This is a genomic window from Agreia pratensis, from assembly GCF_900177685.1.
Classification (GTDB): Bacteria; Actinomycetota; Actinomycetes; order Actinomycetales; family Microbacteriaceae; genus Agreia; species Agreia pratensis.
In genome coordinates, this window is sequence record NZ_FXAY01000003.1 from 510,387 (window position 1) to 532,411 (window position 22,025).

Below are 22,025 nucleotides of genomic sequence, written 5' to 3' on the forward strand. Positions count from 1 at the left end.
TGCAGTGCATTCCTGGAGCCGGCCCATCGTCCCCTCACTTCCCGGACGAGGTCCCGTTCCCCGGGTCTTCGACGACTCGACGGGTGCTCTGGTCGAGACCGTGGATGTCGACGGCCGGATCGGCCTGTATGTGTGCGGCATCACCCCGTACGACGCAACCCACCTGGGTCATGCCTCGACCTACCTGGCCTTCGACGGCATCCAGCGCCTGTGGCTCGACGCGGGCCTCGAGGTCGACTATGTGCAGAACATCACGGATGTCGATGACCCGCTGCTCGAAAGAGCGAATGCGACCGGAGTCGACTGGCGCGACCTCGCGGCGAGCCAGGTCGAGCTATTCAGAACAGACATGGCTGCGCTGCGCGTGCTCCCTCCCCGCGACTACGTCGCGGTCACCGAGGTCGTCGATCCGATAGCGGATGCCGTGCGCCGGCTTGTCGACGCCGGCTTCGGCTACCCGGTCGACACGCCCGACGCGCGCGTCGCCGGCGGCCAGGACATCTACTTCGACATCGACGCGGCCACCGAGCGCACCGACTGGCACCTCGGTCTCGAAAGCCGCCTCGACGCGGCGACGATGGCCGCGTTCTTCGCCGAGCGCGGGGGAGACCCCGACCGCGAAGGAAAGCGCAACCGGCTCGATCCGCTGCTGTGGCGCGCGGCGCGCGAGGGCGAGCCGTCGTGGCCCAGTCCGGTCGGCGAGGGACGCCCCGGATGGCACATCGAATGCTCGGTCATCGCGATCGACGCGCTCGGTGCGCACTTCTGCATGCAGGGCGGTGGAAGCGATCTCGTGTTCCCCCATCACGAGTTCTCTGCGGCGCACGCCACCGCCCTCACCGGTAAGCGCTTCGCCGACGTGTACGTGCACGCGGGCATGGTCGCCTACCAGGGCGAGAAGATGAGCAAGTCGCTGGGAAATCTCGTTCTGGTCTCGGGGCTGCGCGCATCCGGTGTCGACCCGTCGGCCGTTCGACTCGCCGTTCTCGCTCATCACTACCGCTCCGATTGGGAGTGGACAGACGCCGGCCTCGCGGAAGCCGTCACCCGGCTCGAGCGCTGGCGCGAAGCGGTCAGCCAGCCGCAGGCATCCGAGGCCTTCGACGACGAAATCGCGTTGCTCGCCGAGCTCCGCGCCGCGCTGTCGGCAGATCTCGACACCCCGGCAGCCCTCGCCGTGATCGACGAGTGGGTGGCAGGCTCACACCCGACGAGCGGCCTCGTGGCGCGAACGGTGGACGCACTGCTGGGAGTGCAGCTCTAGAGCGAGCCTCAGGCGCCGGGGCGCCAGGGCTCGTCAGGTCTGCCGTCTCCGCGCTTGCGCAGGTATTTCTCGAACTCCTGAGCGATCGCCTCACCGCTCGCCTCGGGGGAGTCGACGGTGTCACGCGCCTGCTCGAGCTGCTGGATGTACGAGGCCATCTCGTCGTCCTCGCCCGCGAGTGCATCGATTCCTGACTCCCAGGCCGAGGCCTCATCGACCAGGTCGCCGCGAGGGATCACGACGTCGACCAGTTCTTCGAGCTTGTCGATCAGTGCGAGTGTCGCCTTGGGCGACGGAGCGTTGTGCACGTAGTGGGGAACGGACGCCCAGATCGAGACCGTCGCGATTCCCAGAGCCTCGGCCGCGTCGGCGATGACGCTCAGGATACCCACGGGGCCCTCGTAGGTGGATCTCTCGATGCCGAGTTGGCTGCGCACCGACGCATTCTCGCTCGTTGCGGTGACCGAGATCGGACGGGTGTGCGGCACGTCGGCGAGCATGGCCCCGAGTAACACGATTCCCGAGACGCCGGCGGTCATGGCCGCGTCGAGCACCTCGACCGTGAACTTCTTCCAGTTGCGAGACGGCTCGGCGCCCACGAGCAGGAAGACATTGCCCGTATTGTCCGATCCCACGCGGAGCTCGGCGTCGGCCGCGAGGGGGATGTTGTCGACCTCGGTGCTCGCCGGCCCATAGATGGTCGCGCTCGGCCAGATCAGGGCTCGGTTGCCGTCGTCGTCTTGAGACACCATCGGCCTGTTGAACTGAAAGTCGAAGTACTCCTCAGCGTCGACACCGGCGATCGTGACCACGTCGAGTTGCTCGCGCAACAGCTGAACCGCTCCTGTCGCTGCTTCGCCTGCGTCATTCCAGCCCTCGAATGCGACGACGAGAAGTCGCCCTCTGAGGAATTCATTGCCCTGTGTCACCGTGTGGAGAACCCTTTTCGTCAGCTCGTGATCGTTCTGACAAGGATAGGCCGTCGATTCGAACCAGCCTCCCGGCCCCGTAGACTCGATCCACGTGATGACCCCCCTGCCCGCCGCCGTCCTCTGGGACATGGACGGAACGATCGTCGATACCGAGCCCTACTGGATGCAATCGCAGGAGGCGCTCGTCTCGCGGTTCGGCGGTAGTTGGACGCACGAGGACGCGATGACGCTCGTGGGCTCGGGGCTCGACCGCACGGCTCGTCTCCTTCAGGAGCACGGCGTCGATATGGCGGCCGACGCCATCATCGATCATCTGACGCGCGAGGTGATGGACCACATCAGCGTGAGTGTCCCATGGCGACCCGGGGCGCGCGAGCTCCTCTCTTCTCTGCGCGAGTCAGAGGTGCCCTGTGCTCTCGTGACCATGTCGTTCGGCGTCATGGCCGAGCATGTGAGGTCCTTTATCCCCTTCGACGCCTTCGACGTCGTCGTCTCCGGCGACAGCGTCGAGAACAGCAAGCCCCACCCCGAGGCCTACCTCGAAGCCGCTCGTCTGCTGGGAGTGTCCATCGAAGAGTGCGTGGCTTTCGAGGACTCGGTTCCCGGTGTCACGAGCGCCGCGTCGTCCGGGGCCGTCACCATCGGCGTTCCGCACATGCTCCCTCTCGAGAACAGCCCGGCGAGCGTGCTGTGGCCGACGCTCGAGGGCCGCACCGTCGACGACGTGAGCGCGGCGCTGGCAGCCCACAGGCGTTCTGGCGCCATCCACCCCACAACCGGAAGTCGACACCCATAACCGTGAATTCATTCTCCGGACCGTTCCGCGTCGGCGAACGCGTGCAACTCACCGGCCCCAAGGGCAAGCTCAACTCCATCACCCTGGCGACCGGGGCGGAGTTCCACACCCACCGTGGAGCCATCGACCACGACGCCATCATCGGGCAGCCCGACGGATCCGTCGTCGCCAATACGGTCGGCGTCGAGTATCTCGTGTTGCGGCCTCTGCTCACCGACTTCGTGATGTCGATGCCGCGCGGCGCCGCGATCATCTACCCGAAGGATGCCGCACAGATCCTCGGCCAGGCAGACATCTTCCCGGGAGCCACGGTCGTCGAGGCCGGCGTGGGCAGCGGAGCGCTGTCGCTCTGGTTGCTCCGAGCGATCGGACCGGAGGGACGCCTGTCGTCGTTCGAACGGCGCGAGGAGTTCGCCGACGTGGCCATGGCCAACGTGACCGCGTTCTCGGGTTCGACTCCCGATAACTGGAGCATCACCCTGGGCGACCTCAGCGAAGCACTGCCCGAGCTGCACCCGAACCACTCGGTGGATCGCGTCGTGCTCGACATGCTCGCGCCCTGGGAGTGCATCCCCGCGGTGACCGACGCGCTGAAGCCCGGGGGAGTCGTGCTCTGTTACGTGGCCACGGTCACTCAGCTCTCACGCGTGGTCGAGACGATCCGCAGCACCGGTTCCTTCACCGATCCACAACCGTCGGAGACGATGATCAGATCGTGGCACGTCGAGGGTCTGGCCGTCAGGCCGGATCACCGCATGATCGGCCACACGGGGTTTCTGGTCACCGCACGGCGCCTCGCTCCCGGCGCTCAGCTTCCCGAGCTCAAGCGCCGTGCCTCCAAATCCGAATACTCTGACGACGATGTCGAGACCTGGACTCCGGGCGCGCTCGGTGAGCGCGGCATCAGCCCGAAGAGCCTGCGCAAGCGCGTTCGCATGGCGACGGCAACCGCGACGGCCCGCACAGGCGAGGATGCCGCACAGCAGTCGCCCAGCGAAGACTCCGAGCCGGAATAAACTAAGCTGTTGTCCGCTCAACCACCACTGAAAAGAGGATCCGTGCGCAAGTCGATCGCGCTCATTCTGTCCGCGGGTCTACTCGTCGGGCTGTCGGCCTGCGCGTCGACCACGGCAACGCTCACGGAGGGCGACTGCACGCCTGCGACGGATCCGGGCTCGTCCTCGGAAAGCGTGACGGTCTCGGGCGACGCGTCCGCTCCCAAGTACGATTTCCCGACGCCCGTCTTCGCGAAGCACGTCGAGAGGTCCGTGCTCGAGCCGGGCTCGGGTCCCGCGGCAGAGAAGGGTTCGGTCGTTCTCGCGAGCTTTACCGCGATCGGCGGTGCCGGCCAGGGTCAGGCCCAGCCGAAGCAGTTCTCGGCCACGCTGACCGACGACAACCCGGCCTTGCCGAAAGAGATTGTCGACAGCCTCACCTGCTCGCGAGCGGGTGAGCGCATCGCTGTTGTGCTGCCCGACGACCAGGCCGCCGATGGCAGCGCGAACGTCTTCGTCTTCGACATCACGGGTGTCTATTCCGGACGGGCGAGCGGATCCAACGAGCCCGCCGAGGCAGGTTTTCCGAGCGTCGTCACCGCCCCGGACGGTCGTCCAGGCCTGACCTTCGCATCAGGACCGACTCCCACGGAGTTGCGCTCGACGACCCTGATCAAGGGCTCGGGAGACACCGTCTCAGACGGCGATCTGCTCATCGTGCAGAAGACAGGTGTGATCTGGGGAGCGGACAGCACCTTCGAGTCCACCTGGGCAGATGGTTCGGCAGCCGGCATCACGCTGTCGAGTCAAGCCACACCCGAACAGGGAGGTGTCGTTCCCGGGCTGCGATCCGCCCTCATCGGCCAGACTGTCGGGTCGCAGGTTCTCGTGGTCGTGCCTCCAGGAGACGGCTTCGGCGATGCTGGCAGCACGAAGCCGGCCATTGCGCCCGGTTCGACGCTCGTCTACGTCGTCGACATCCTCGGTAAACTGCCCGCTCAGTAGTGTTGACCACGGGCTGTCGCCCCCGTCGGCAGACTAAAATGAGACATGTGCCCGACGATTTCTCAGCAGCGCCAGAGGCAGGCTAAGTGAATTCCGATGCGCCCGTGGCAGTCGAGGAGCGCCTGTTCAGTCTCGTGCTCGCACTCGTCTCGACAGAGATCGGCCTCACCAAGGCCGAGATCCTGGGTGCCGTTCAGGGCTACAGGCAGAAGTTCGTTCCGGGTGGAGACAATTCGAGCCTCGAGCGACAGTTCGAGCGCGACAAAGACGATATCCGTGAATTGGGCGTGCCCCTCGAAACGCTCGAGTCGCCGACAGATCCGGGCAACAATCAGGCTCTGCGCTACCGCATAGCCAAAGGCGATTACGACCTTCCGTCTGACATCACATTCACGCCGGAGGAGACCACCCTGCTCAACCTCGCCGCGATGGTGTGGCGCGAAGGGTCTCTCTCGGGTGAGTCCCGCAGGGCTCTTCTCAAACTGCGCTCGCTCGGAACAGAGGGAAGCAAGCAGCTCATCGGATACGCCCCGCGCATTCGCACGAGAGACGCCGCGTTCGCCCCGCTCACCGATGCTCTCGACAGGGGCGTTCTCGTGCGGTTCAGCTACCTCAAGCCGGGCGAACAGAATGCTCGCGAGAGAACCGTCGCCCCGACCGCCGTCGTGCAGCACCAGGGTCGCTGGTATCTGCAGGCGATCGACCAGAAGGCTGACGCTCCGCGCACCTTTCTCCTGTCGAGAATCGTCGGTCCCGTCGTCGCCACCCGCGCAGCGACGCCGCGCCCCGCGTCGCCGACCGCCGGCGACGACGCGCTCGCCGAGCTCGACCAGATCTGGCGTACTCACGTGGCACGCGTCTCCGTGCGGCCCGGAACCGATGCCGAATCGCGCCTCGGAAAGCGGCGAGGCAGCATCCGTCACCCCGACGGAACCATCTCGTTGCACTACACCGACCTCGCTCTACTCGCCGACGACCTCGCAGCCTTCGGGCCGGAGGCCGTCGTGATCTCGCCGCCGACACTCGTCGATGCGGTGCGCGAGCGGCTCCTGGCTGTCGTCGCAAGCCATTCAGACGCTGTGGATGCCGTATGAGCGCCGACCAGACGACATCCGGCGGCTTTCACCACGCCCAGGACAAGCTGACCTTCCTCCTCTCGCTGGTTCCCTATCTGATCCAGCAGACCCAGGTGAGCGTCCACGACGCTGCTCGACACTTCGGTGTATCGGAGGAGACCATTCGCGAGGCGGTGCTTCTCATCGCTGTGTCCGGCGTTCCGGGAAGCGACAGCAACTACCAGCACGGCGATCTCTTCGACATCGACTGGGATGCATTCGACCAGAACGAGATCATCATCACCCAGCTCGTCGCCATCGATGACTCGCCTCGGTTCTCGGCCCGCGAGGCATCCGCTCTCATCGCGGGGTTGCAGTACCTGCAGTCCCTGCCTGAGAACGTCGACTCGGCCGCATACTCGAGCCTGGCCGCCAAGCTCGCGCGGGGCGCATCGGAGACACCGAGTCAGGTGATCGTCTCGCCGGCTGCGACGAACGAGTCGTTCGCGCGTGTCGGAGACGCCCTGTCTCGGGGAGTGCAGCTGGAGTTCGACTACAGGGATTCACGCGGGCAGTCGGAGCGCCGACGCGTCGATCCGCTGCGACTCGATTCCGACAACGACGACTGGTACCTGCGTGCGTGGTGCCACTCGCGGCGGTCGGTTCGAACCTTCCGACTCGATCGCATCGACGCGCTCCACGTCACCGACCTCGCCATCGATCATCGGCCCTCCGATGTGCACCTCTCCGACTCCCTGTTCGATACCTCGGGAGAACACACGACCGTGGTCCTCGAGTTCCGGCCCGAGGCGCTCGGGCTGCTCGGTGAGTTCGTTCCGGAAGGCACGCGCGTCACACGGTCCGGAGACATGAGTCGAGCATCCGTTCGCGTCGCGCACTTTCACGGCCTCACCCGACTCGTTGCGGGCCTCGCAGGGGTCGCCCGAGTCGTCGATCCTCCTGAAGCACGACAGGCCGCGCGCCGGTGGGCCCTCGATGCGCTGGCGTCGTACCCCGACGCGACGTCCTCCGAGACGACGTCCTCCGAGACGACGATCGCGAACGCGTAGGCTGGAACGATGTACTGGTGGTCGTGGATCCTCATCTGGCTCGCGCTGGTGATCCTTCTGATCGGCACACTCGTCTTCTTCGGCTGGCGTCTCTTCAAGAAGGGCATCGCGGTCGTCGAAGAGTTGGAGCGTCTCACAGACAAGGTCGAGCTGCTTCAACAGAACGTGGATGAGCTATCGGTCGAGACTCCTCCGAACGCGATTCTGGACGGTTATTCGGTCGTCGCGAACCGCCGAGACCGAGAAAAGGATCGTCGTGCCACGATGCGGCAGCTTCGCAGGGATGCCCGAATGAAGCGCGGTAGACTAATCACTGATCCACAAGCCTGGGAAGGATGGACCGATGTTCGGTAACGCACTGGGGTGGCCCCACCTCGTCATCATTCTCATCGCCGTCGTCATTCTCTTCGGCGCACCGAAACTCCCGGGCCTCGCTCGCAGCCTCGGTCAGTCCATGCGCATCTTCCGCAACGAGGTCAAGACGATGAAAGACGAGAACTCGTCGCCGTCGGACTCGACGGGCTCGACCGACACCTCGTCGCAGGCCACTCCTCTGGCTGATCAGTCGCCGAGCGTCGTTTCGCCTGAGTACAAGCCAAAGCCATAGGCACGGTGGCCGCCCGAACGAAGCGGCGTGCCAACAGCGAAGGACGCATGTCCCTCGGCGCGCATCTCCTGGAGTTACGCAAGCGACTCTTCATTGCGGCAATCGGCGTCGTCGTCGGTGCCATCGCCGGCTGGTTTCTCTCGGAATTCGTGCTCGACGCGATTCGCGGGCCGATCACAGAGATCGGTCAGCAACAGGGACGCGTCGCGAGCATCAACTGGGATAACATCGGCGGCGCCTTCGACCTCAAGGTGCAGATCGCGCTGACGATCGGCTTCGTCGTGTCATCGCCGGTGTGGCTGTACCAGATCTGGGCGTTCCTCGTGCCTGGGCTCACCCGCCGAGAGAAGATCTACAGTGTCGGATTCCTCGGCGCATCGATTCCGCTTTTTCTCGCCGGCTGCGTCGCCGGCTGGTACGTTCTGCCGCACATCGTGATCCTCCTGGCGAGTTTCGCGCCCTCGGAAGACACGAACCTGATCACGGCGCGCGGATACTACGACTTCGTCCTCAAACTCGTGCTGGCCGTCGGCATCGCCTTCGTCCTGCCGGTGTTCCTCGTTCTGCTCAACTTCGTGGGAGTGCTCAGCGCTTCGTCGATCATCAAGTCGTGGCGCGTCGCCATCCTTGCGATCATTCTCTTCACCGCCATCGCGACGCCCGCGGCCGATCCGACCTCGATGATCCTGCTGGCGATCCCGATGATCATTCTGTTCTTCGCGGCGTATGGTGTCGCGTGGATCCACGACTGGCGCGTCGCCCGCGCATCCGATCGCCTCGACAGCGAATTGGCCGCCTGATGCCCGCATCCGATCCCGCAGCGCTCTCGCCAGCCGAGCGCTATGCACGCAGTCGGGCGCGAGGAGGAAAGCCCCTGCTCGACGCTTTCGCCGAGCGGGTCGACTTCGGACTCGACACCTTCCAGATAGAGGCGTGCGGCGCTCTCGAAGCCGGTGACAGCGTTCTGGTGGCTGCTCCGACCGGTGCCGGCAAAACGGTCGTCGCCGAGTTCGCGCTGTTCCTCGCCATGCAGCAGAAGCGCGCGAAGGTTTTCTATACAGCGCCGATCAAGGCGCTCAGCAACCAGAAGTTCCATGAGTTCACCGATGAATACGGCGCCGAGAACGTCGGTCTCCTCACCGGCGACACAAATATCAATGCATCGGCGCGAATCGTGGTCATGACCACCGAAGTGCTCCGCAACATGATCTACGCCGACTCTGATCTGCTCACCGACCTGGCCTACGTCGTGATGGACGAGGTGCACTACCTCGCAGACCGGTTCCGCGGAGCCGTCTGGGAAGAGGTGATCATTCATCTGTCTCCCGAGGTACGGCTTGTCTCGCTCAGCGCCACGGTCTCCAACGCCGAGGAATTCGGCGACTGGCTGCAGGCGGTTCGGGGGCAGACCTCTGTGATCGTCTCCGAGGAACGCCCGGTTCCCCTCGACCAGCACGTCATGGTGCGCAGCAAGCTCATCGATCTGTTCGATGCAACCGGTAAAGCGGCGACCAATCGTGTGAATCCCGAGCTCATGCGTATCGCTCGAAACTCGATGCCGCAGAGCTCTAATCGGCGGGGCTCGCGCGACCGACGCGGCGGCGGTGCGTACCATCGTGGCGGTGGCGGCGCGCAGGAGCGAGCCGACAGGCCCGAGGTCATCGACATGCTCGACCGTCAGAACCTGCTGCCCGCGATCTTCTTCGTCTTCAGCAGAATCGGATGCGATCAGGCCGTCAAACAGGTGCTGCGAGCCGGCATCCGACTCACCACCGCAGACGAGCGCGACGAGATCCGCGACATCGTCGAAGATCGATGCCGCACGATCCTCGACGAGGACCTGGCCGTGCTCGGATACTGGGAGTGGCTCGAGGGCCTGCAGCGCGGTGTCGCGGCGCACCACGCCGGGCTCCTGCCCGCCTTCAAAGAGGTCGTCGAAGAGCTTTTTCAGAAGAAGCTCGTCAAGGTGGTCTTCGCCACCGAGACGCTGGCTCTCGGCATCAATATGCCGGCCCGCACCGTCGTGCTCGAGAAGCTCGAGAAGTTCAACGGTGAAGCCCGCGTGCCGATCACGCCGGGGGAGTACACGCAGCTCACCGGGCGTGCAGGGCGACGAGGGATCGATGTCGAAGGGCACTCCGTCATCCAGTGGCGTGATGGGCTCGACCCGCAGGCGATCGCCTCACTCGCATCCAGGAGAAGCTACCCGCTCAACTCGAGTTTCCGGCCCACGTACAACATGGCGGTCAACCTGATCGAGCAGTTCGGTCGCGCTCGCACCCGAGACAGCCTCGAGTCGTCATTCGCCCAGTTCCAGGCCGACAGGGCCGTGGTCGATCTGGCGCGCAAGCTCCGCTCGCACGAGGAATCGCTTGCCGGTTACGCGCGTTCGATGGCGTGTGACCGGGGCGATTTCGCAGAGTATGCGGCTCTGCGGCGCCAGATCACCGATCTCGAGCGATCCGGAGCGGGAAAGGCCGAGAGCCAGTCACGGGCAGAGCGCGACTCGCGAGCGAAGAAGATCAACGATCTCCGTCGTCGACTCAAGGTGCATCCCGTGCACTCGTGCCCCGACCGAGAGCAGCACGCGAGGTGGGCCGAAAGATGGTGGCGCCTGAAGAAGGACACCGATCGTCTCGCGCAGCAGATCAACACACGCACGGGGGCGATCTCCAAGGTCTTCGACCGTGTCACCGACGTTCTCGTCGAGCTCGGCTACCTCACAGCACAGGCCGATGGCGAGATGACGCTCACGGCGACGGGGCGAACCCTCAAACGCATCTACGGTGAGCGCGACCTGCTCGTCGCCGAGTGCCTGCGTCGCCAGGCTTGGAAAGAGTTGGATGCCGCCGGACTCGCCGCCATGGCCTGCTCGTTGGTCTACGAGCCCCGACGCGAAGAGAACGACGTCGCAGATCGATTCCTGCCGCGAGGAGCATTCAGGGCTGCTCTCGAGTCGACCCGCGACATCCTCGACTCGATCCAACAGCTCGAAGCTCGGCACCGACTTCCCGAGGGTTCGCCTCTCTCTACCGGCCTCAGCCTCGCCATGTACCAGTGGGCGCGAGGCGCCCGTCTCGATGATGTGCTGACCGACGCCGATATGCAGGCGGGCGACTTCGTTCGCTGGACGAAACAGACCATCGATCTGCTCGACCAGCTGCAGGGACAGCCCGACGCCCGAGTCGCGCGCACCGCTCGAGATGCTCTCGACCTGATCCGCCGCGGCATCGTGGCCTATTCGTCGGTGGCGTAAAGACAGTGCTTACTGACTCCAGCGCTCCCGTGCGCCCGCTGATGCCCTTCTGGCTCGCCCTCCTCACCGCCGCTTGCGGGGGAGTAGCCCTCGATACGGGTTTCCCCGACAAGGGCCTCTGGCCGGTCACCTTCCTGGGCATCGCGCTGGTCCTCGTCTCGGTCATCGGACGTCGGGTACGCGGCGCGTTGCTCATCGGGCTGGTGGGTGGATTCTCCTTCTGGGGCGTGCACATCTTCTGGCTCACGCTGTATCTCGGGCCCATTCCATGGCTTGCGCTGTCGATCCTCCAGGCGCTCTTCTTCGCCGTCGGCACCGTTCTGATAGCCGTCGTCTACGGCCGTGCCCCGCGTGCCTGGCCAGGCACGCGCATCCGGCTGATCATGCTGCCCGTCGTCATCGCCGGGCTCTGGACTGCTCGCGAGGCCATCACCGCCGTGTGGCCCGAGGGCGGCTTCTCCTGGGGCCGCGTCGTCTTCTCGCAGTCCGAGAGTCCGTATGCGTCGCTCGTGGCCTGGATCGGCTTCTCCGGGGTCTCATTCGTCATGGTCTGGCTTGTCGCCTTCATCGTTGAGCTCGTGCGCACCACGACAGTTCTCGCGAAGACCCGTACCCTGGTGGCGGCGACGGCCATCGTCGCCACCCTCGCGGTACCCGCCTGGTACGCGCCGACCGAAGGATCGTCGCGCATCGCTGCCGTGCAGGGAAATACCGATGCTTCGCTGTTCTCCCAGAGGGCGGCCGGCGATGTATTGAGCGACCAGACCGCCGAGACCCTGAAGATCATCGATCAGAAGGTCGACATGGTCGTGTGGCCCGAGAACGGGTCAGACCTCGACCCGGCGCGATCAGAACAGGCCACGAAGCAGCTCGACTATCTCAGCGAGAAGATGAACGCTCCGTTCATCGTGGGAACCATCACGAATCCCTCTCAGAACACCTACTACAACACGTCTCTGCTGTGGAAGGCAGGTCAGGGGTCCGTCGACCACTACGACAAGAGGCATCCCGTTCCCTTTGCGGAGTACATGCCTGCCCGCGCCTTCTTCCACGCGATCGTTCCCGACCTCGTCGATCTCGTCACCCGTGACTACGCCAAAGGAACGACCGACACCGTGTTCGACGTCAACGGCGTGATCGCAGGCATCTCGATCTGCTTCGACATCACCGACGACGCTGTTGCACGAGACATGATGCACGACGGCGCGCAGGTGATTCTTGCTCAGACAAACAACGCCGACTTCGGCAAGACCGACGAGAACCTGCAGCAGTTGGCCATCGCCCGGCTTCGAGCCGTCGAGACCGGCCGCAGCGTCGTGAACATCTCGACCGTCGGCACATCGGCCATCGTCGCTCCCGACGGCTCGACCATCGCGTCCATTCCTCCCTACGAGGCGGGAGCGATGATCGCCGACGTGCCGTTGGCCACGCAGAACACACCGGCGACACTCCTGGGCGGCGGAATAGAGCTGCTCGTCTCCGGTCTCGGACTCGCCGGATTTGCTCTCTGTCTGCTCACAGGTCGAGGCGCACGCCAGGCACAACGAAAAGCGCCCCGCGCCAGCTGATGCTGACCGGGGCGCCGAATCGTGCCGGAAGAGGAACTAGGCGTTGACCTTCTGGCCTCGACGGGCTCGGAGATAGGTCAGGCGCTCCTCGAGAAGCTCCTCCAACTCGGCCCGGGTACGCCGCTCAAGAAGCATGTCCCAGTGGCTACGCGGGGTCTTGGACTCCGCGTGTTCGACGACGACGGGCTCCGAACCCACCATACGAGTCGCTTCCATGCTGCAGTACTTGCACTCCCAGGTGTCGGGAGCCTCGGCCTCCGCAGAGAACACCATGTCGGTGTCCTTGCCGCAGGAGGAACAGTGATACGTGTGGGTCAAGCGCGGGGAGAAGACGACGCCTTCTTCGGTCTGAAGGCTTTGGCCTCCGAGTCTCATTCCGCGCAAGCTGCGATCTGCCATTGTGTGGTCCTTTCTCGCGTTGCTTACACCGTTATAAACCCCAGAACGGGGCCAATTCTTCCCGGCCGGAGCTTTACCAGAACTCTCCCAGAGAGTAAGCAGGGTCACCCGAGGGGCTGCGCCTCATGCGGTGGTCGGATGCGACGGAGGAGTTCGAGGGCCAGGTCCGGTCGATCGGTCACGATTCCATCGACGCCGAGCATGAGCAGCCGATGCATCTTCTGAGGATCATTGACGGTCCAGATATGCATCTCGATGCCCCTGCGATGAAGAGCACGGATCACCCGCGCTGTCGCGATCGCGAGGCGTCCGTAATGAGGAGGTACCTGAACCGCATCGACGCCGCCGACGAGAGGCGGAACGAACGCGAGGAGCCCGAGCTTCGCCAGCGCCAGGATGAGGACGAAACGTGCAGCACTCGCCGAGCTCGCCACTCGAGGAAGAAGATCGATCGCTTCCCTGCGCCTTCTCGAGGAGAACGACGTGATCAACACACGCTCCGTCGCCTCAGCCTCGAGTACGGCAGAGGCCACAGCTGCTCCCGCGCCCGGCGACTTGACATCGATATTGAAGCGGGCGAGAGGAAAAGCGACAAGGGCATCGAGCAGGGTCGGCATACGGTGGCCACCGCCGAGATCGATCGTCTGCAACTCTTCAGTTGTCAAGTCGCACACCGCCGAATCCACGCCCGCCACCCTGATCAGACTCGGATCATGCGCAACCATTGCGATGCCGTCTTTCGACACGTGGATATCGGTCTCGATATAGAGAACACCCAACCCCAGCGCGGCTTCGAACGCGGCGAGAGTGTTCTCAGGAACATCGAGAGCGAATCCACGATGGGCGAGGATGCGGGGAACGGCGGGGGAGAACCACTCGCCACCACCGTTACTTGGGGGGCGGTGTCGGACCACGGTCGCCGAATGCTTGACCGATTCCCTTGAGCGCCTCGGTGAGTTCGCTGGGGATGATCCACAGTTTGTTCGCCGAGCCCTCCGCGAGTTTCGGAAGGGTTTGAAGGTATTGATAGGCCAGAAGGAGCTGATCGGGCTCACCCTGGTGGATCGCACCGAAAACGGTCGTGATGGCCTCCGCCTCACCCTTTGCTCGCAGCACCGCGGCCTGGGCGTCGCCCTCGGCCCTCAAGATCTCGCCCTGCCTGTGCCCCTCTGCCTCGAGGATCGCAGACTGCTTGGTGCCCTCGGCAGTGAGAATCACAGCGCGACGCTCCCGCTCGGCCCGCATCTGCTTCTCCATCGAATCTTGGATCGAGAGCGGGGGATCGATTGCTTTGAGCTCGACCCGGCCGACCCTGATGCCCCACTTGCCGGTGGCCTCATCGAGAACGATGCGCAATTGACCGTTGATCTCGTCGCGGCTGGTCAGAGCTTGCTCGAGATTGAGTCCGCCCACCACATTGCGCAAGGTCGTGGTTGCAAGCTGCTCGACGGCGCCGAGGTAGTTGGCGATCTCGTACGTCGCCGCGCGAGCGTCGGTGACCTGGAAGAAGACCACGGTGTCGATCGACACGACCAGGTTGTCTTCTGTGATCACAGGCTGCGGGGGGAAGGAGACGACTTGCTCTCGGAGATCGATGAGCGGGCGGAGACGGTCGATGAAAGGCACCAGGACGCGGAGGCCGGGTTCGAGCGTCTTGTGGTACGCGCCCAACCTCTCGACGACCCCTGCCGTGGCCTGCGGAATGATACGAATCGAGCGGGCGAGAATCACGAGCACGAAGATCACAACGACGGCGACGATCGCAATCACGACGATCTGGCCCACCATCCCGGAATCCGAGTTGTTCACAGGACTGTCCTTTCTGCGGGAACGACGAACGCCGTAGCCCCGTCGATCGCGGTGACGAGCACCCTCTGACCCAGGTCGACGTCGGCCGAGTCGGCCGCGGGAGAAACACGCGCCGTCCAGACGTCGCCGTTCGAGAGCTTCACGTGTCCTCCAGAGCCCGTGAGTCGCGTGGTGACAACCCCTTCGAGACCGATCAGCGCATCGATATTGCTCTTGGCCGAGTCGCCACCCCGGCGAAGGGCACGCAGGAGGGGCGGTCTGATCGTGAAGATCAGAAGCACGGAGAGAACAGCGGCGATCACGATCTGCAGCAGCCAGGGAACGCCCACAAGGCTCGACACGAGACCACCGAGACTGCCCAGCGAGATCATCAGGAACGTGAACTCGAGACTGAACATCTCGACGATGAGGAAGACCAGCACCAGGGCCAGCCAGATCGTCCAGGCGTAGGACGCAAGGAATTCGACCATCGGTACACGACTCCTCTCGTCGGTGTATGCCTCAAAACTACCAGCAACGAGAGGATGACAGGGCTGCGAGTTGGTAGTCTCAGGTTCCACCGTCTAAGGAGTATCGAGCGTGTCAACAAACCCCCTGAAACCCGAATCCATGGCTGCGAAGCGGGTTCTCGTCACCGGTTCATCGCGCGGAATCGGCGCTGACACCGTGTCGTACTTCGCCGCCGCAGGAGCTCGAGTGGCCATCAACTTCCGTAACAAAGAGGCTCGTGCGCTCAAGCTGGCCGCGAAGATCGCCGAAGACGGGGGAGAGGCGATCACCGTCGGCGCAGACCTCACCGATCCTGCTTCGGTCGCCCAACTGTTCGAGCGCATCCAGTCGGAGTTCGGGGGTCTCGACGTGCTGGTGCTGAATGCATCGGGCGGGATGGAGGGCGGCATGGCAGCCGACTACGCGATGACACTCAACCGCGATGCCCAGTTGAATGTATTGACCAGTGCCGTGCCACTTCTGGCGCCCGGCTCGAGAGTCGTCTTCGTCACCAGTCACCAGGCGCACTTCATCCACACCACTGAGACGATGCCCGAGTACGTGCCCGTGGCGCTGTCGAAGCGCGCCGGCGAGGACGCACTGCGCGCACTCATTCCCGAGCTCGACGAAAAGGGAATCGAATTCGTGGTGGTCTCCGGCGACATGATCGAGGGCACCATCACCGCGACGCTGCTCGAACGAGCCAATCCAGGCGCGATCAGCTCGCGCAAAGAGTCCGCAGGCCGCCTCTACAACGTCGGCGAATTCGCGGCCGAGGTAGCACTCGCCGCCGTCGAGCCCATTCCGGAGAACCACACGCGCTACGTCGGCGACATCAGCGACTTCGGCCCTGTCGACTGATTCGGTGCCGGGCAGCATGGCTGAACACTCCGTGACGACAGACGTCGTCTACGCGAAGTCGCGGGTATTGCTCGTAGACCAGTACGACCACATTCTGCTCCTGCTGACCCGGCATGATGTCGACACCTATCCGGCACGCTGGCTCACGACGGGAGGTCATCTCGAGGCCGGCGAGGACCACCCGACGGCGGCGATCAGGGAACTGTTCGAAGAGACCGGCCTCGTCATCGACGATCCAGGGCAAGCATTCTGGAGTCGCGACTTCGTGGCCGAACGAGCGCCCGGCGTCTGGGCCTCGCACCACGAGGTCTGGTATTCGGTGCGCACCGATCGATTCGAGATCGACACCAGCAACTGGACGCCCGAGGAACTCGTCGACATCGTTGATCAACGCTGGTGGAGCCTGCGCGAGCTCGAGGCGACGACCGAGCCCATAGAACCCGAAAACCTCGCCAGGCTTCTCCGAAATCAGCTGTCCACCTGCTGATATCCGGACAACGGAGACGATCATGAGCCTGGCTGCCGACAACCACGACCGCATACGGGTGCGCGGGGCGCGGGAGAACAACCTCAAGAACATCGACGTCGATATCCCGAAGCGCCGGTTGACCGTATTCACCGGCGTCTCAGGGTCTGGCAAGAGCTCCCTGGTCTTCGGTACCGTCGCTGCGGAGTCGCAGCGCATGATCAACGAGACCTACAGCGCTTTTCTGCAGGGGCTCATGCCCACGCTCGCTCGCCCCGATGTCGACGTGCTCGAGGGCGTAACGACGGCCATCATCGTCGATCAGGAGCGCATGGGCGCGAATTCGCGATCCACGGTCGGAACCGCAACCGACGCCAACGCGATGCTGCGGATCGTTTTCTCCCGGCTCGGGCAGCCTCGGATCGGACCGCCCCAGGCTTACGCATTCAATGTCCCTTCGATCAGCGGAGCAGGCGCCGTGACGATGGAGAAGGGCGGACGCGAGGTCAAAGAGCGTCGCAGCTTCACCGTGACCGGGGGAATGTGTCCACGATGTGAGGGCATGGGCCGCGTCAACGACATCGACCTCGCACAGCTCTACGATTCCTCGAAGTCGTTGGCCGAGGGCGCCCTCACCATCCCCGGCTACACCGCAGACGGATGGGGCGTGCGCATCTTCACGGGTTCAGGATTTCTCGACGCCGACAAAGCCATCCGCGACTACTCGAAGAAAGAACTCGACGACTTTCTGCACCACGAGCCGACGAAGATCAAAATCGGCGACATCAACATGACCTACGAGGGTCTCGTTCCGAAGGTGCAGAAGGCGTTCCTCTCGAAAGATCGTGAGGCGATGCAGCCGCACATCCGTGCGTTCGTCGACCGGGCGGTCACCTTCACCGTCTGCCCGGAGTGCAACGGGACACGCCTCAACGTCGGCGCCCGATCGTCTCGTATCGGAGGGGTCAACATCGCGGATGCCTGCGCTATGCAGATCAGCGACCTCGCCCAGTGGGTGCGCACCATCGACGAGCCTTCTGTCGCCCCGCTCTTGTCGGCCCTGCAGCGGTCACTCGACTCCTTCGTCGAGATCGGACTCGGATATCTCTCCCTCGACCGCCCATCCGGAACGCTCTCGGGAGGCGAGGCTCAGCGCACCAAGATGATCCGCCATCTGGGTTCCTCGTTGACCGATGTGACCTACGTGTTCGACGAGCCGACGATCGGCCTGCATCCCCACGACATCCAGAGCATGAATCGTCTTCTTCTCCAACTACGAGACAAGGGGAACACCGTTCTCGTCGTCGAGCACAAGCCCGAGACGATCGCCATCGCCGACCACATCGTCGACCTCGGACCTCGCGCCGGAACAGCCGGCGGAACCGTCTGCTTCGAGGGGACAGTCGACGGGCTGCGGGGGAGCGGAACCCTGACAGGCGCCCATCTCGACGACCGTCACGTTCTGAAGCATGCCGTGCGGAGCCGTTCCGGCGTGCTCGAGATCCGCGACGCACACACGCACAACCTGCGCCACGTCGATGTCGACATTCCTACCGGCGTACTCACCGTCATCACCGGGGTGGCCGGCTCGGGCAAGAGCTCCCTCATCCACGGCTCGATCGCTGGCCGCGACGGCGTGGTCTCTGTGGATCAGACGGCAATCCGGGGCTCGAGGCGCAGCAATCCTGCGACCTACACAGCACTACTCGAGCCGATAAGGAAGGCCTTCGCCAAGGCCAACGGCGTGAAGCCGGCGTTATTCAGCGCCAACTCCGAGGGTGCGTGCCCGAATTGCAACGGCTCAGGCGTGATCGTGACCGATCTCGGAATGATGGCATCGGTCACGACGACATGCGAGGTGTGCGACGGCCGACGCTTCGACGCGTCGGTGCTCGAGTACAAGCTGGCGGGACGCGACATCAGCGAGGTCCTCGCGATGAGCGTCGACGAGGCCCTGGAATATTTCTCGACGGGGGAGTCACGCACACCCTCGGCGCAGGCGATCCTGGAGAGGCTGACAGATGTCGGCCTGGGCTACATCCGCCTCGGGCAACCACTGAACACGCTGTCGGGAGGAGAACGTCAACGACTGAAGCTCGCCACCCACATGGCGGAACAGGGCGGCGTCTACATCCTCGACGAGCCGACAACGGGTCTTCACCTCGCCGATGTCGAGCAGCTGCTCGGACTACTCGACCGTCTCGTCGACTCCGGAAAGTCGGTGATCGTCATCGAGCACCATCAGGCGGTGATGGCTCACGCCGACTGGATCATCGATATCGGGCCGGGCGCAGGTCACGACGGCGGTCACGTGGTCTTCGAGGGCACACCGGCCGATCTCGTGTCGGCGCGTTCTACGCTGACGGGCGACTACCTGGCGCGATACATCGACGCTCCCTGAGGGCGAATAATTATTATGTCAAGACATGTCGAACGACGACATTTGGCGAGCCGGATGCCGATGCATCGGACCCGTAAGCCCGTCACCGCGTGCACACCCGCGCCGACACGGGCCGCGCGCCCTCGCAATGCGCGCCGAGGGCACCTATTCCGAGCCGCGTGAGCATCGGGTCGAAGCATCGGGTCACTCGAGGCGATCACCCCTGAAAACCCCGCTTCGCCATCTCCGGCGTAAAGCCGATAATGCACATTATGTCAACACATCCGTCTTTCGCCTGTGGCGGCACCCCTACGAGAACCTCGTCTGATTCCCAACTGGCGAACCGAGTTCACTCTGCAGACAGGCTCTGACACTGAGCGCCTGGCGTGATCGAGCGCCGTCAGTGCTCTCCGAAGCCTGACTCGACGAGGCCAGCAAGCGCGTCGACAGCTGAACGCCCATTCGGCGACGTCGTGGCCAGTTCGATCGTGTTGCCCTTCACGAGCCCCATCGACATGATGCCCAGAAGGCTCCTGGCGTCTTTTCCATTCACCGTCACGGGTACATCGAGTGTGTTGGCCATTTTCACGAACTCCGCCGCCGGGCGCGCGTGCAGACCGTCTCGATTCACGATCGTCACGCTGCGCGAGTAGCCCTCGGGCACACGAGCAGCTCCTCCATCGACCGACGGCCGATCCTCGGTTGCGAACGCGCCTATCGCGGACCGGGCGGCCGAGACGACTGCGGCCAGGTCTCCCCCGCCCTCCGCCTCGACCGCCGCAGCGACAGCGCCCTCGACGAGTGGCGCATCCACGATGACGACCCGCTCACGAACAGCGTCGTCGAGGAAGTCCTTGGCGGTCTCGGCCGTCAGGATCGCCGAACCCAAGTCGCACAGAACGACAACACCGACACCCGAGTCGACAGCGGCGATCGCGGCTGCGACACGGTCGAAACTCGTGCCCACTCCCCCGTCGTCGGTACCGCCCGCCGCTGCAAGCGCCGTTCCGGCGGCCATCTGAGCCGCCAACTCGACGAGACCCTCGGCGATCTTCGCGCTGTGCGAAACGAAGACGAGGCCGACCTTGCCCGAGACTCCCGTCACCTCAGGCGCCTGCCGCTGCATCTGCGGCGACACGAAGCAAGAGAGCAGAGGACTGAGCGCCCGGGTCACGGTGTCCGATCGCCCTCTCCCCCAGATAGCTCGCCCGGCCCTTGCGCGCGACGAGCGGTTCGGTCGCACGCGCGCCGGCCTCGGCAGCTGTTGCAGCGGCATCTAGAATCGCAGCCTCGTCGAGCCCGGCGGCCAAAGCCTCTGCTGCGGCATCGACCGCGGGAGACCACGCATCCACCATCGTCTTGTCGCCCGGGGCGGCCTTGCCTCGCAGAACCACGCCGTCGCGGGCGGCTGTGAGCAGCGCAACGACCGCCGCACCGTCGAGCTCGGCCTGACCTGCGATCGCGCCTGCCGCCTTCAGATACGCGGTGCCGTACAGCGGACCCGCCGCACCACCGACGGTCGAGATCAGCGTCGTCGCGACCATTTTCAGGGCATCGCCGGGCGTCGCGTCTGTCGGCAGGTCGTCGAGCTTCAGCAGAACCGCTGAGAATCCGCGATCGAGATTCTCACCGTGGTCGCCGTCTCCGATCTCGCGATCGAGCGTGATCAGCTCGACTCGATGCTCCGAGACCACCGCCGCACTTCCCTTGATCCAGCGAACGGCCCAGTCTGTGTTCAACGTCATGCTGCTACCTTCCCCACCGCAGGGCGGCCGTCTCGACGGGCGCATCCCACAGCTCTTTGAGTTCGTCGTCGAGTTTCATCACGGTGATGCTCATTCCCTGCATCTCGAGCGAGGTGACGAAGTTGCCGACGAGGGTTCGCGATACGGTGATTCCGCGCTCGGCCAGTGCCTCGGCGGCACGACGGAACACGATGTACAGCTCCACCTGCGGAGTACCGCCCAGGCCGTTGACGAAGAGCAGGACCCTGTCGCCCGAGGCGAAGGGAAGGTCATCGACGATCGGGGCGAGGATCCTGTCGACGATCGCGTCTGCGGGTTCGATCTTGATGCGCTCGCGACCTGGCTCGCCGTGGATGCCGATGCCGATCTCGATCTCATCGTCGGCCAGCGTGAAGCTCGGCTCCCCCGCATGCGGAACAACACACGGTGTGAGGGCGACACCCATCGATCTAGTCACGGAATTGACTCGGGTGGCGATCGCCGCGACGGCCGCCAGGTCGTCACCGCGTTCAGCGGCCGCTCCCGCGATCTTCTCGACGAGAACCGTTCCCGCGACGCCCCGGCGCCCAGCCGTGTAGAGCGAGTCCTTGACGGCGACATCGTCGTCGACGATGACGGTCTGCACGTCGATGCCATCGGCGGATGCGAGGTCGGCCGCGGTCTCGAAGTTGAGCACGTCACCCGTGTAGTTCTTGACGATGTGCAGCACCCCCGCTCCCCCGTCGACGGCTTTGGTCGCGGCGAGAATGGGGTCGGGCGTCGGTGAGGTGAAGACAGGGCCAGGCACCGCGGCATCCAGCATGCCGAATCCGACGAATCCGCCGTGGAGGGGCTCGTGACCGCTGCCGCCGCCGCTGACGAGGGCGACCTTGCCCTGTCGCGGCGCATTCTTTCGGGCGATATAGATCGGGTCGTGCGACACGGTGACCAGGTCTCCGTGGGCTGCTTCGAATCCGGCGACTGCTTCTTCGACCACGCGACGCGGGTCATTGATGAGCTTCTTCATGGATGGCAATCCTCTGTGATGGCCGTGCGACCTGGAAGCGTCTCTGCGACCAGGGAGCTGCGCGGGAGCGGAGCTCGCAGTGCCAAATCTACTTGTTCGGTCGAGTTCGGCGAAAGAGCCTCGACTTTTGCGGGTCAGACCATATGCGCCTCGGATTCCTGCGGATATGGTGTACTCACCCGCTTGATGTCGGGCTCTGCACAAGGTGACGACGGAGTCACACGGAAGAAGGTCAATGTGGACAATCTTGGGGTTGTATTTCTTGCGGAGTTGGTAGGCACTGCCCTGCTGGTTCTGCTCGGTTGTGGTGTTGTCGCCAACG

22 protein-coding genes are annotated in these 22,025 nt (G+C 64.3%); 14 read left to right on the forward strand and 8 right to left on the reverse strand.

All coding sequences use genetic code 11. The annotated features are described in order from the left end of the window. Window positions 1-4: 4 nt before the first annotated feature. On the forward strand, window positions 5-1,264 hold the full coding sequence (mshC, locus tag B9Y86_RS12025; protein WP_085486237.1) for a cysteine--1-D-myo-inosityl 2-amino-2-deoxy-alpha-D-glucopyranoside ligase: 1,260 nt from the start codon (window positions 5-7) through the stop codon (window positions 1,262-1,264). 8 nt (window positions 1,265-1,272) lie between these two features. On the opposite strand, the gene B9Y86_RS12030 is transcribed toward mshC, so the two are convergent. Continuing rightward, window positions 1,273-2,193 carry a proteasome assembly chaperone family protein gene (locus tag B9Y86_RS12030; protein WP_085486239.1) on the reverse strand — a complete coding sequence of 307 codons (921 nt, stop codon included), beginning with the start codon at window positions 2,191-2,193 and terminating at the stop codon, window positions 1,273-1,275. Between the two features lie 97 nt (window positions 2,194-2,290). Here B9Y86_RS12030 and B9Y86_RS12035 point away from each other — a divergent pair, with 97 nt between their 5' ends. The 10 genes from B9Y86_RS12035 to lnt all read left to right on the forward strand — a co-directional run bounded on the left by B9Y86_RS12035 (window position 2,291) and on the right by lnt (window position 12,548). After that, window positions 2,291-2,992, forward strand: a complete 702-nt coding sequence (locus B9Y86_RS12035; RefSeq protein ID WP_228515512.1) for an HAD family hydrolase — start codon at window positions 2,291-2,293, stop codon at window positions 2,990-2,992. Between the two features lie 2 nt (window positions 2,993-2,994). Continuing rightward, window positions 2,995-4,008 carry a tRNA (adenine-N1)-methyltransferase gene (locus B9Y86_RS12040; protein WP_425319475.1) on the forward strand — a complete coding sequence of 338 codons (1,014 nt, stop codon included), beginning with the start codon at window positions 2,995-2,997 and terminating at the stop codon, window positions 4,006-4,008. 42 nt (window positions 4,009-4,050) lie between these two features. After that, a complete protein-coding gene (locus B9Y86_RS12045; protein WP_176223345.1) occupies window positions 4,051-4,992 on the forward strand; it encodes an FKBP-type peptidyl-prolyl cis-trans isomerase in 942 nt (313 codons plus the stop codon). A gap of 86 nt (window positions 4,993-5,078) precedes the next feature. After that, window positions 5,079-6,086, forward strand: a complete 1,008-nt coding sequence (locus B9Y86_RS12050; RefSeq protein WP_085486245.1) for a helix-turn-helix transcriptional regulator — start codon at window positions 5,079-5,081, stop codon at window positions 6,084-6,086. Then, window positions 6,083-7,117, forward strand: coding sequence for a helix-turn-helix transcriptional regulator (locus tag B9Y86_RS12055; protein ID WP_085486247.1), 1,035 nt, complete (start codon window positions 6,083-6,085; stop codon window positions 7,115-7,117). Before B9Y86_RS12050 ends, B9Y86_RS12055 begins: the two co-directional genes overlap by 4 nt. Before the next feature lie 9 nt (window positions 7,118-7,126). Beyond that, entirely contained in the window at window positions 7,127-7,471 is a 345-nt protein-coding gene (locus tag B9Y86_RS12060; protein ID WP_085486249.1) for a hypothetical protein, read from the forward strand. After that, window positions 7,461-7,724 carry a Sec-independent protein translocase subunit TatA gene (gene tatA, locus B9Y86_RS12065; RefSeq protein WP_085486251.1) on the forward strand — a complete coding sequence of 88 codons (264 nt, stop codon included), beginning with the start codon at window positions 7,461-7,463 and terminating at the stop codon, window positions 7,722-7,724. The genes B9Y86_RS12060 and tatA overlap by 11 nt, the downstream gene beginning before the upstream one ends. A gap of 47 nt (window positions 7,725-7,771) precedes the next feature. After that, the gene (tatC, locus tag B9Y86_RS12070; RefSeq protein ID WP_085486253.1) at window positions 7,772-8,524 is read left to right on the forward strand and encodes a twin-arginine translocase subunit TatC; all 753 of its coding nucleotides are present in this window, start codon (window positions 7,772-7,774) and stop codon (window positions 8,522-8,524) included. Continuing rightward, window positions 8,524-10,980, forward strand: coding sequence for a DEAD/DEAH box helicase (locus B9Y86_RS12075; protein ID WP_085486255.1), 2,457 nt, complete (start codon window positions 8,524-8,526; stop codon window positions 10,978-10,980). The genes tatC and B9Y86_RS12075 overlap by 1 nt, the downstream gene beginning before the upstream one ends. Window positions 10,981-10,985: 5 nt before the next feature. Next, on the forward strand, window positions 10,986-12,548 hold the full coding sequence (lnt, locus tag B9Y86_RS12080; RefSeq protein ID WP_244894738.1) for an apolipoprotein N-acyltransferase: 1,563 nt from the start codon (window positions 10,986-10,988) through the stop codon (window positions 12,546-12,548). Between the two features lie 36 nt (window positions 12,549-12,584). Here lnt and B9Y86_RS12085 read toward each other — a convergent pair whose 3' ends face one another. From B9Y86_RS12085 to B9Y86_RS12100, 4 genes are all read right to left on the reverse strand, one after another. After that, the gene (locus B9Y86_RS12085; RefSeq protein ID WP_085486257.1) at window positions 12,585-12,947 is read right to left on the reverse strand and encodes an RNA polymerase-binding protein RbpA; all 363 of its coding nucleotides are present in this window, start codon (window positions 12,945-12,947) and stop codon (window positions 12,585-12,587) included. 104 nt (window positions 12,948-13,051) lie between these two features. Further along, window positions 13,052-13,861 carry a glycerophosphodiester phosphodiesterase family protein gene (locus tag B9Y86_RS12090; protein ID WP_085486259.1) on the reverse strand — a complete coding sequence of 270 codons (810 nt, stop codon included), beginning with the start codon at window positions 13,859-13,861 and terminating at the stop codon, window positions 13,052-13,054. Further along, window positions 13,836-14,735 (reverse strand): SPFH domain-containing protein, encoded by a 900-nt coding sequence (locus B9Y86_RS12095; protein WP_085486401.1) that lies wholly within the window; start codon window positions 14,733-14,735, stop codon window positions 13,836-13,838. The genes B9Y86_RS12090 and B9Y86_RS12095 overlap by 26 nt, the downstream gene beginning before the upstream one ends. A 17-nt stretch (window positions 14,736-14,752) precedes the next feature. Beyond that, window positions 14,753-15,226, reverse strand: a complete 474-nt coding sequence (locus B9Y86_RS12100; RefSeq protein WP_085486261.1) for an NfeD family protein — start codon at window positions 15,224-15,226, stop codon at window positions 14,753-14,755. Between the two features lie 139 nt (window positions 15,227-15,365). Between B9Y86_RS12100 and B9Y86_RS12105 the strand changes: the two genes are divergently transcribed. Genes B9Y86_RS12105 through B9Y86_RS12115 form a run of 3 tightly spaced genes read left to right on the forward strand, consistent with a single transcriptional unit; the run spans window position 15,366 to window position 18,973 of the window. Continuing rightward, window positions 15,366-16,106 carry an SDR family oxidoreductase gene (locus B9Y86_RS12105; RefSeq protein WP_085486263.1) on the forward strand — a complete coding sequence of 247 codons (741 nt, stop codon included), beginning with the start codon at window positions 15,366-15,368 and terminating at the stop codon, window positions 16,104-16,106. Between the two features lie 16 nt (window positions 16,107-16,122). Then, a complete protein-coding gene (locus B9Y86_RS12110; RefSeq protein WP_085486265.1) occupies window positions 16,123-16,593 on the forward strand; it encodes an NUDIX hydrolase in 471 nt (156 codons plus the stop codon). Window positions 16,594-16,615: 22 nt separating this feature from the next. After that, the gene (locus B9Y86_RS12115) at window positions 16,616-18,973 is read left to right on the forward strand and encodes an ATP-binding cassette domain-containing protein (protein WP_085486267.1); all 2,358 of its coding nucleotides are present in this window, start codon (window positions 16,616-16,618) and stop codon (window positions 18,971-18,973) included. Between the two features lie 379 nt (window positions 18,974-19,352). Here the strand turns inward: B9Y86_RS12115 and dhaM are convergent, their stop codons facing one another. Genes dhaM through dhaK form a run of 3 tightly spaced genes read right to left on the reverse strand, consistent with a single transcriptional unit; the run spans window position 19,353 to window position 21,703 of the window. Continuing rightward, the gene (gene dhaM, locus B9Y86_RS12120; RefSeq protein WP_244894739.1) at window positions 19,353-20,057 is read right to left on the reverse strand and encodes a dihydroxyacetone kinase phosphoryl donor subunit DhaM; all 705 of its coding nucleotides are present in this window, start codon (window positions 20,055-20,057) and stop codon (window positions 19,353-19,355) included. Window position 20,058: 1 nt separating this feature from the next. Further along, a complete protein-coding gene (gene dhaL / locus B9Y86_RS12125) occupies window positions 20,059-20,697 on the reverse strand; it encodes a dihydroxyacetone kinase subunit DhaL (protein WP_085486271.1) in 639 nt (212 codons plus the stop codon). 4 nt (window positions 20,698-20,701) lie between these two features. Next, complete coding sequence (dhaK, locus tag B9Y86_RS12130; RefSeq protein ID WP_085486273.1) at window positions 20,702-21,703, reverse strand: dihydroxyacetone kinase subunit DhaK; 1,002 nt, start codon at window positions 21,701-21,703, stop codon at window positions 20,702-20,704. Window positions 21,704-22,025: the final 322 nt, after the last annotated feature.

Excerpts from the sequence above, each read along its gene's own strand:
- B9Y86_RS12035 (WP_228515512.1), top strand. The coding sequence starts at position 2,291 with ATGACCCCCCTGCCCGCCGCCGTCCTCTGGGACATGGACGGAACGATC.
- B9Y86_RS12055 (WP_085486247.1), top strand. The coding sequence starts at position 6,083 with ATGAGCGCCGACCAGACGACATCCGGCGGCTTTCACCACGCCCAGGAC.
- B9Y86_RS12060 (WP_085486249.1), top strand. The coding sequence starts at position 7,127 with ATGTACTGGTGGTCGTGGATCCTCATCTGGCTCGCGCTGGTGATCCTT.
- tatA (WP_085486251.1), top strand. The coding sequence starts at position 7,461 with ATGTTCGGTAACGCACTGGGGTGGCCCCACCTCGTCATCATTCTCATC.
- tatC (WP_085486253.1), top strand. The coding sequence starts at position 7,772 with ATGTCCCTCGGCGCGCATCTCCTGGAGTTACGCAAGCGACTCTTCATT.
- B9Y86_RS12075 (WP_085486255.1), top strand. The coding sequence starts at position 8,524 with ATGCCCGCATCCGATCCCGCAGCGCTCTCGCCAGCCGAGCGCTATGCA.
- B9Y86_RS12085 (WP_085486257.1), bottom strand. The coding sequence starts at position 12,947 with ATGGCAGATCGCAGCTTGCGCGGAATGAGACTCGGAGGCCAAAGCCTT.
- B9Y86_RS12095 (WP_085486401.1), bottom strand. The coding sequence starts at position 14,735 with ATGGTGGGCCAGATCGTCGTGATTGCGATCGTCGCCGTCGTTGTGATC.
- B9Y86_RS12100 (WP_085486261.1), bottom strand. The coding sequence starts at position 15,226 with ATGGTCGAATTCCTTGCGTCCTACGCCTGGACGATCTGGCTGGCCCTG.
- B9Y86_RS12105 (WP_085486263.1), top strand. The coding sequence starts at position 15,366 with ATGGCTGCGAAGCGGGTTCTCGTCACCGGTTCATCGCGCGGAATCGGC.
- B9Y86_RS12110 (WP_085486265.1), top strand. The coding sequence starts at position 16,123 with ATGGCTGAACACTCCGTGACGACAGACGTCGTCTACGCGAAGTCGCGG.
- B9Y86_RS12115 (WP_085486267.1), top strand. The coding sequence starts at position 16,616 with ATGAGCCTGGCTGCCGACAACCACGACCGCATACGGGTGCGCGGGGCG.
- dhaL (WP_085486271.1), bottom strand. The coding sequence starts at position 20,697 with ATGACGTTGAACACAGACTGGGCCGTTCGCTGGATCAAGGGAAGTGCG.
- dhaK (WP_085486273.1), bottom strand. The coding sequence starts at position 21,703 with ATGAAGAAGCTCATCAATGACCCGCGTCGCGTGGTCGAAGAAGCAGTC.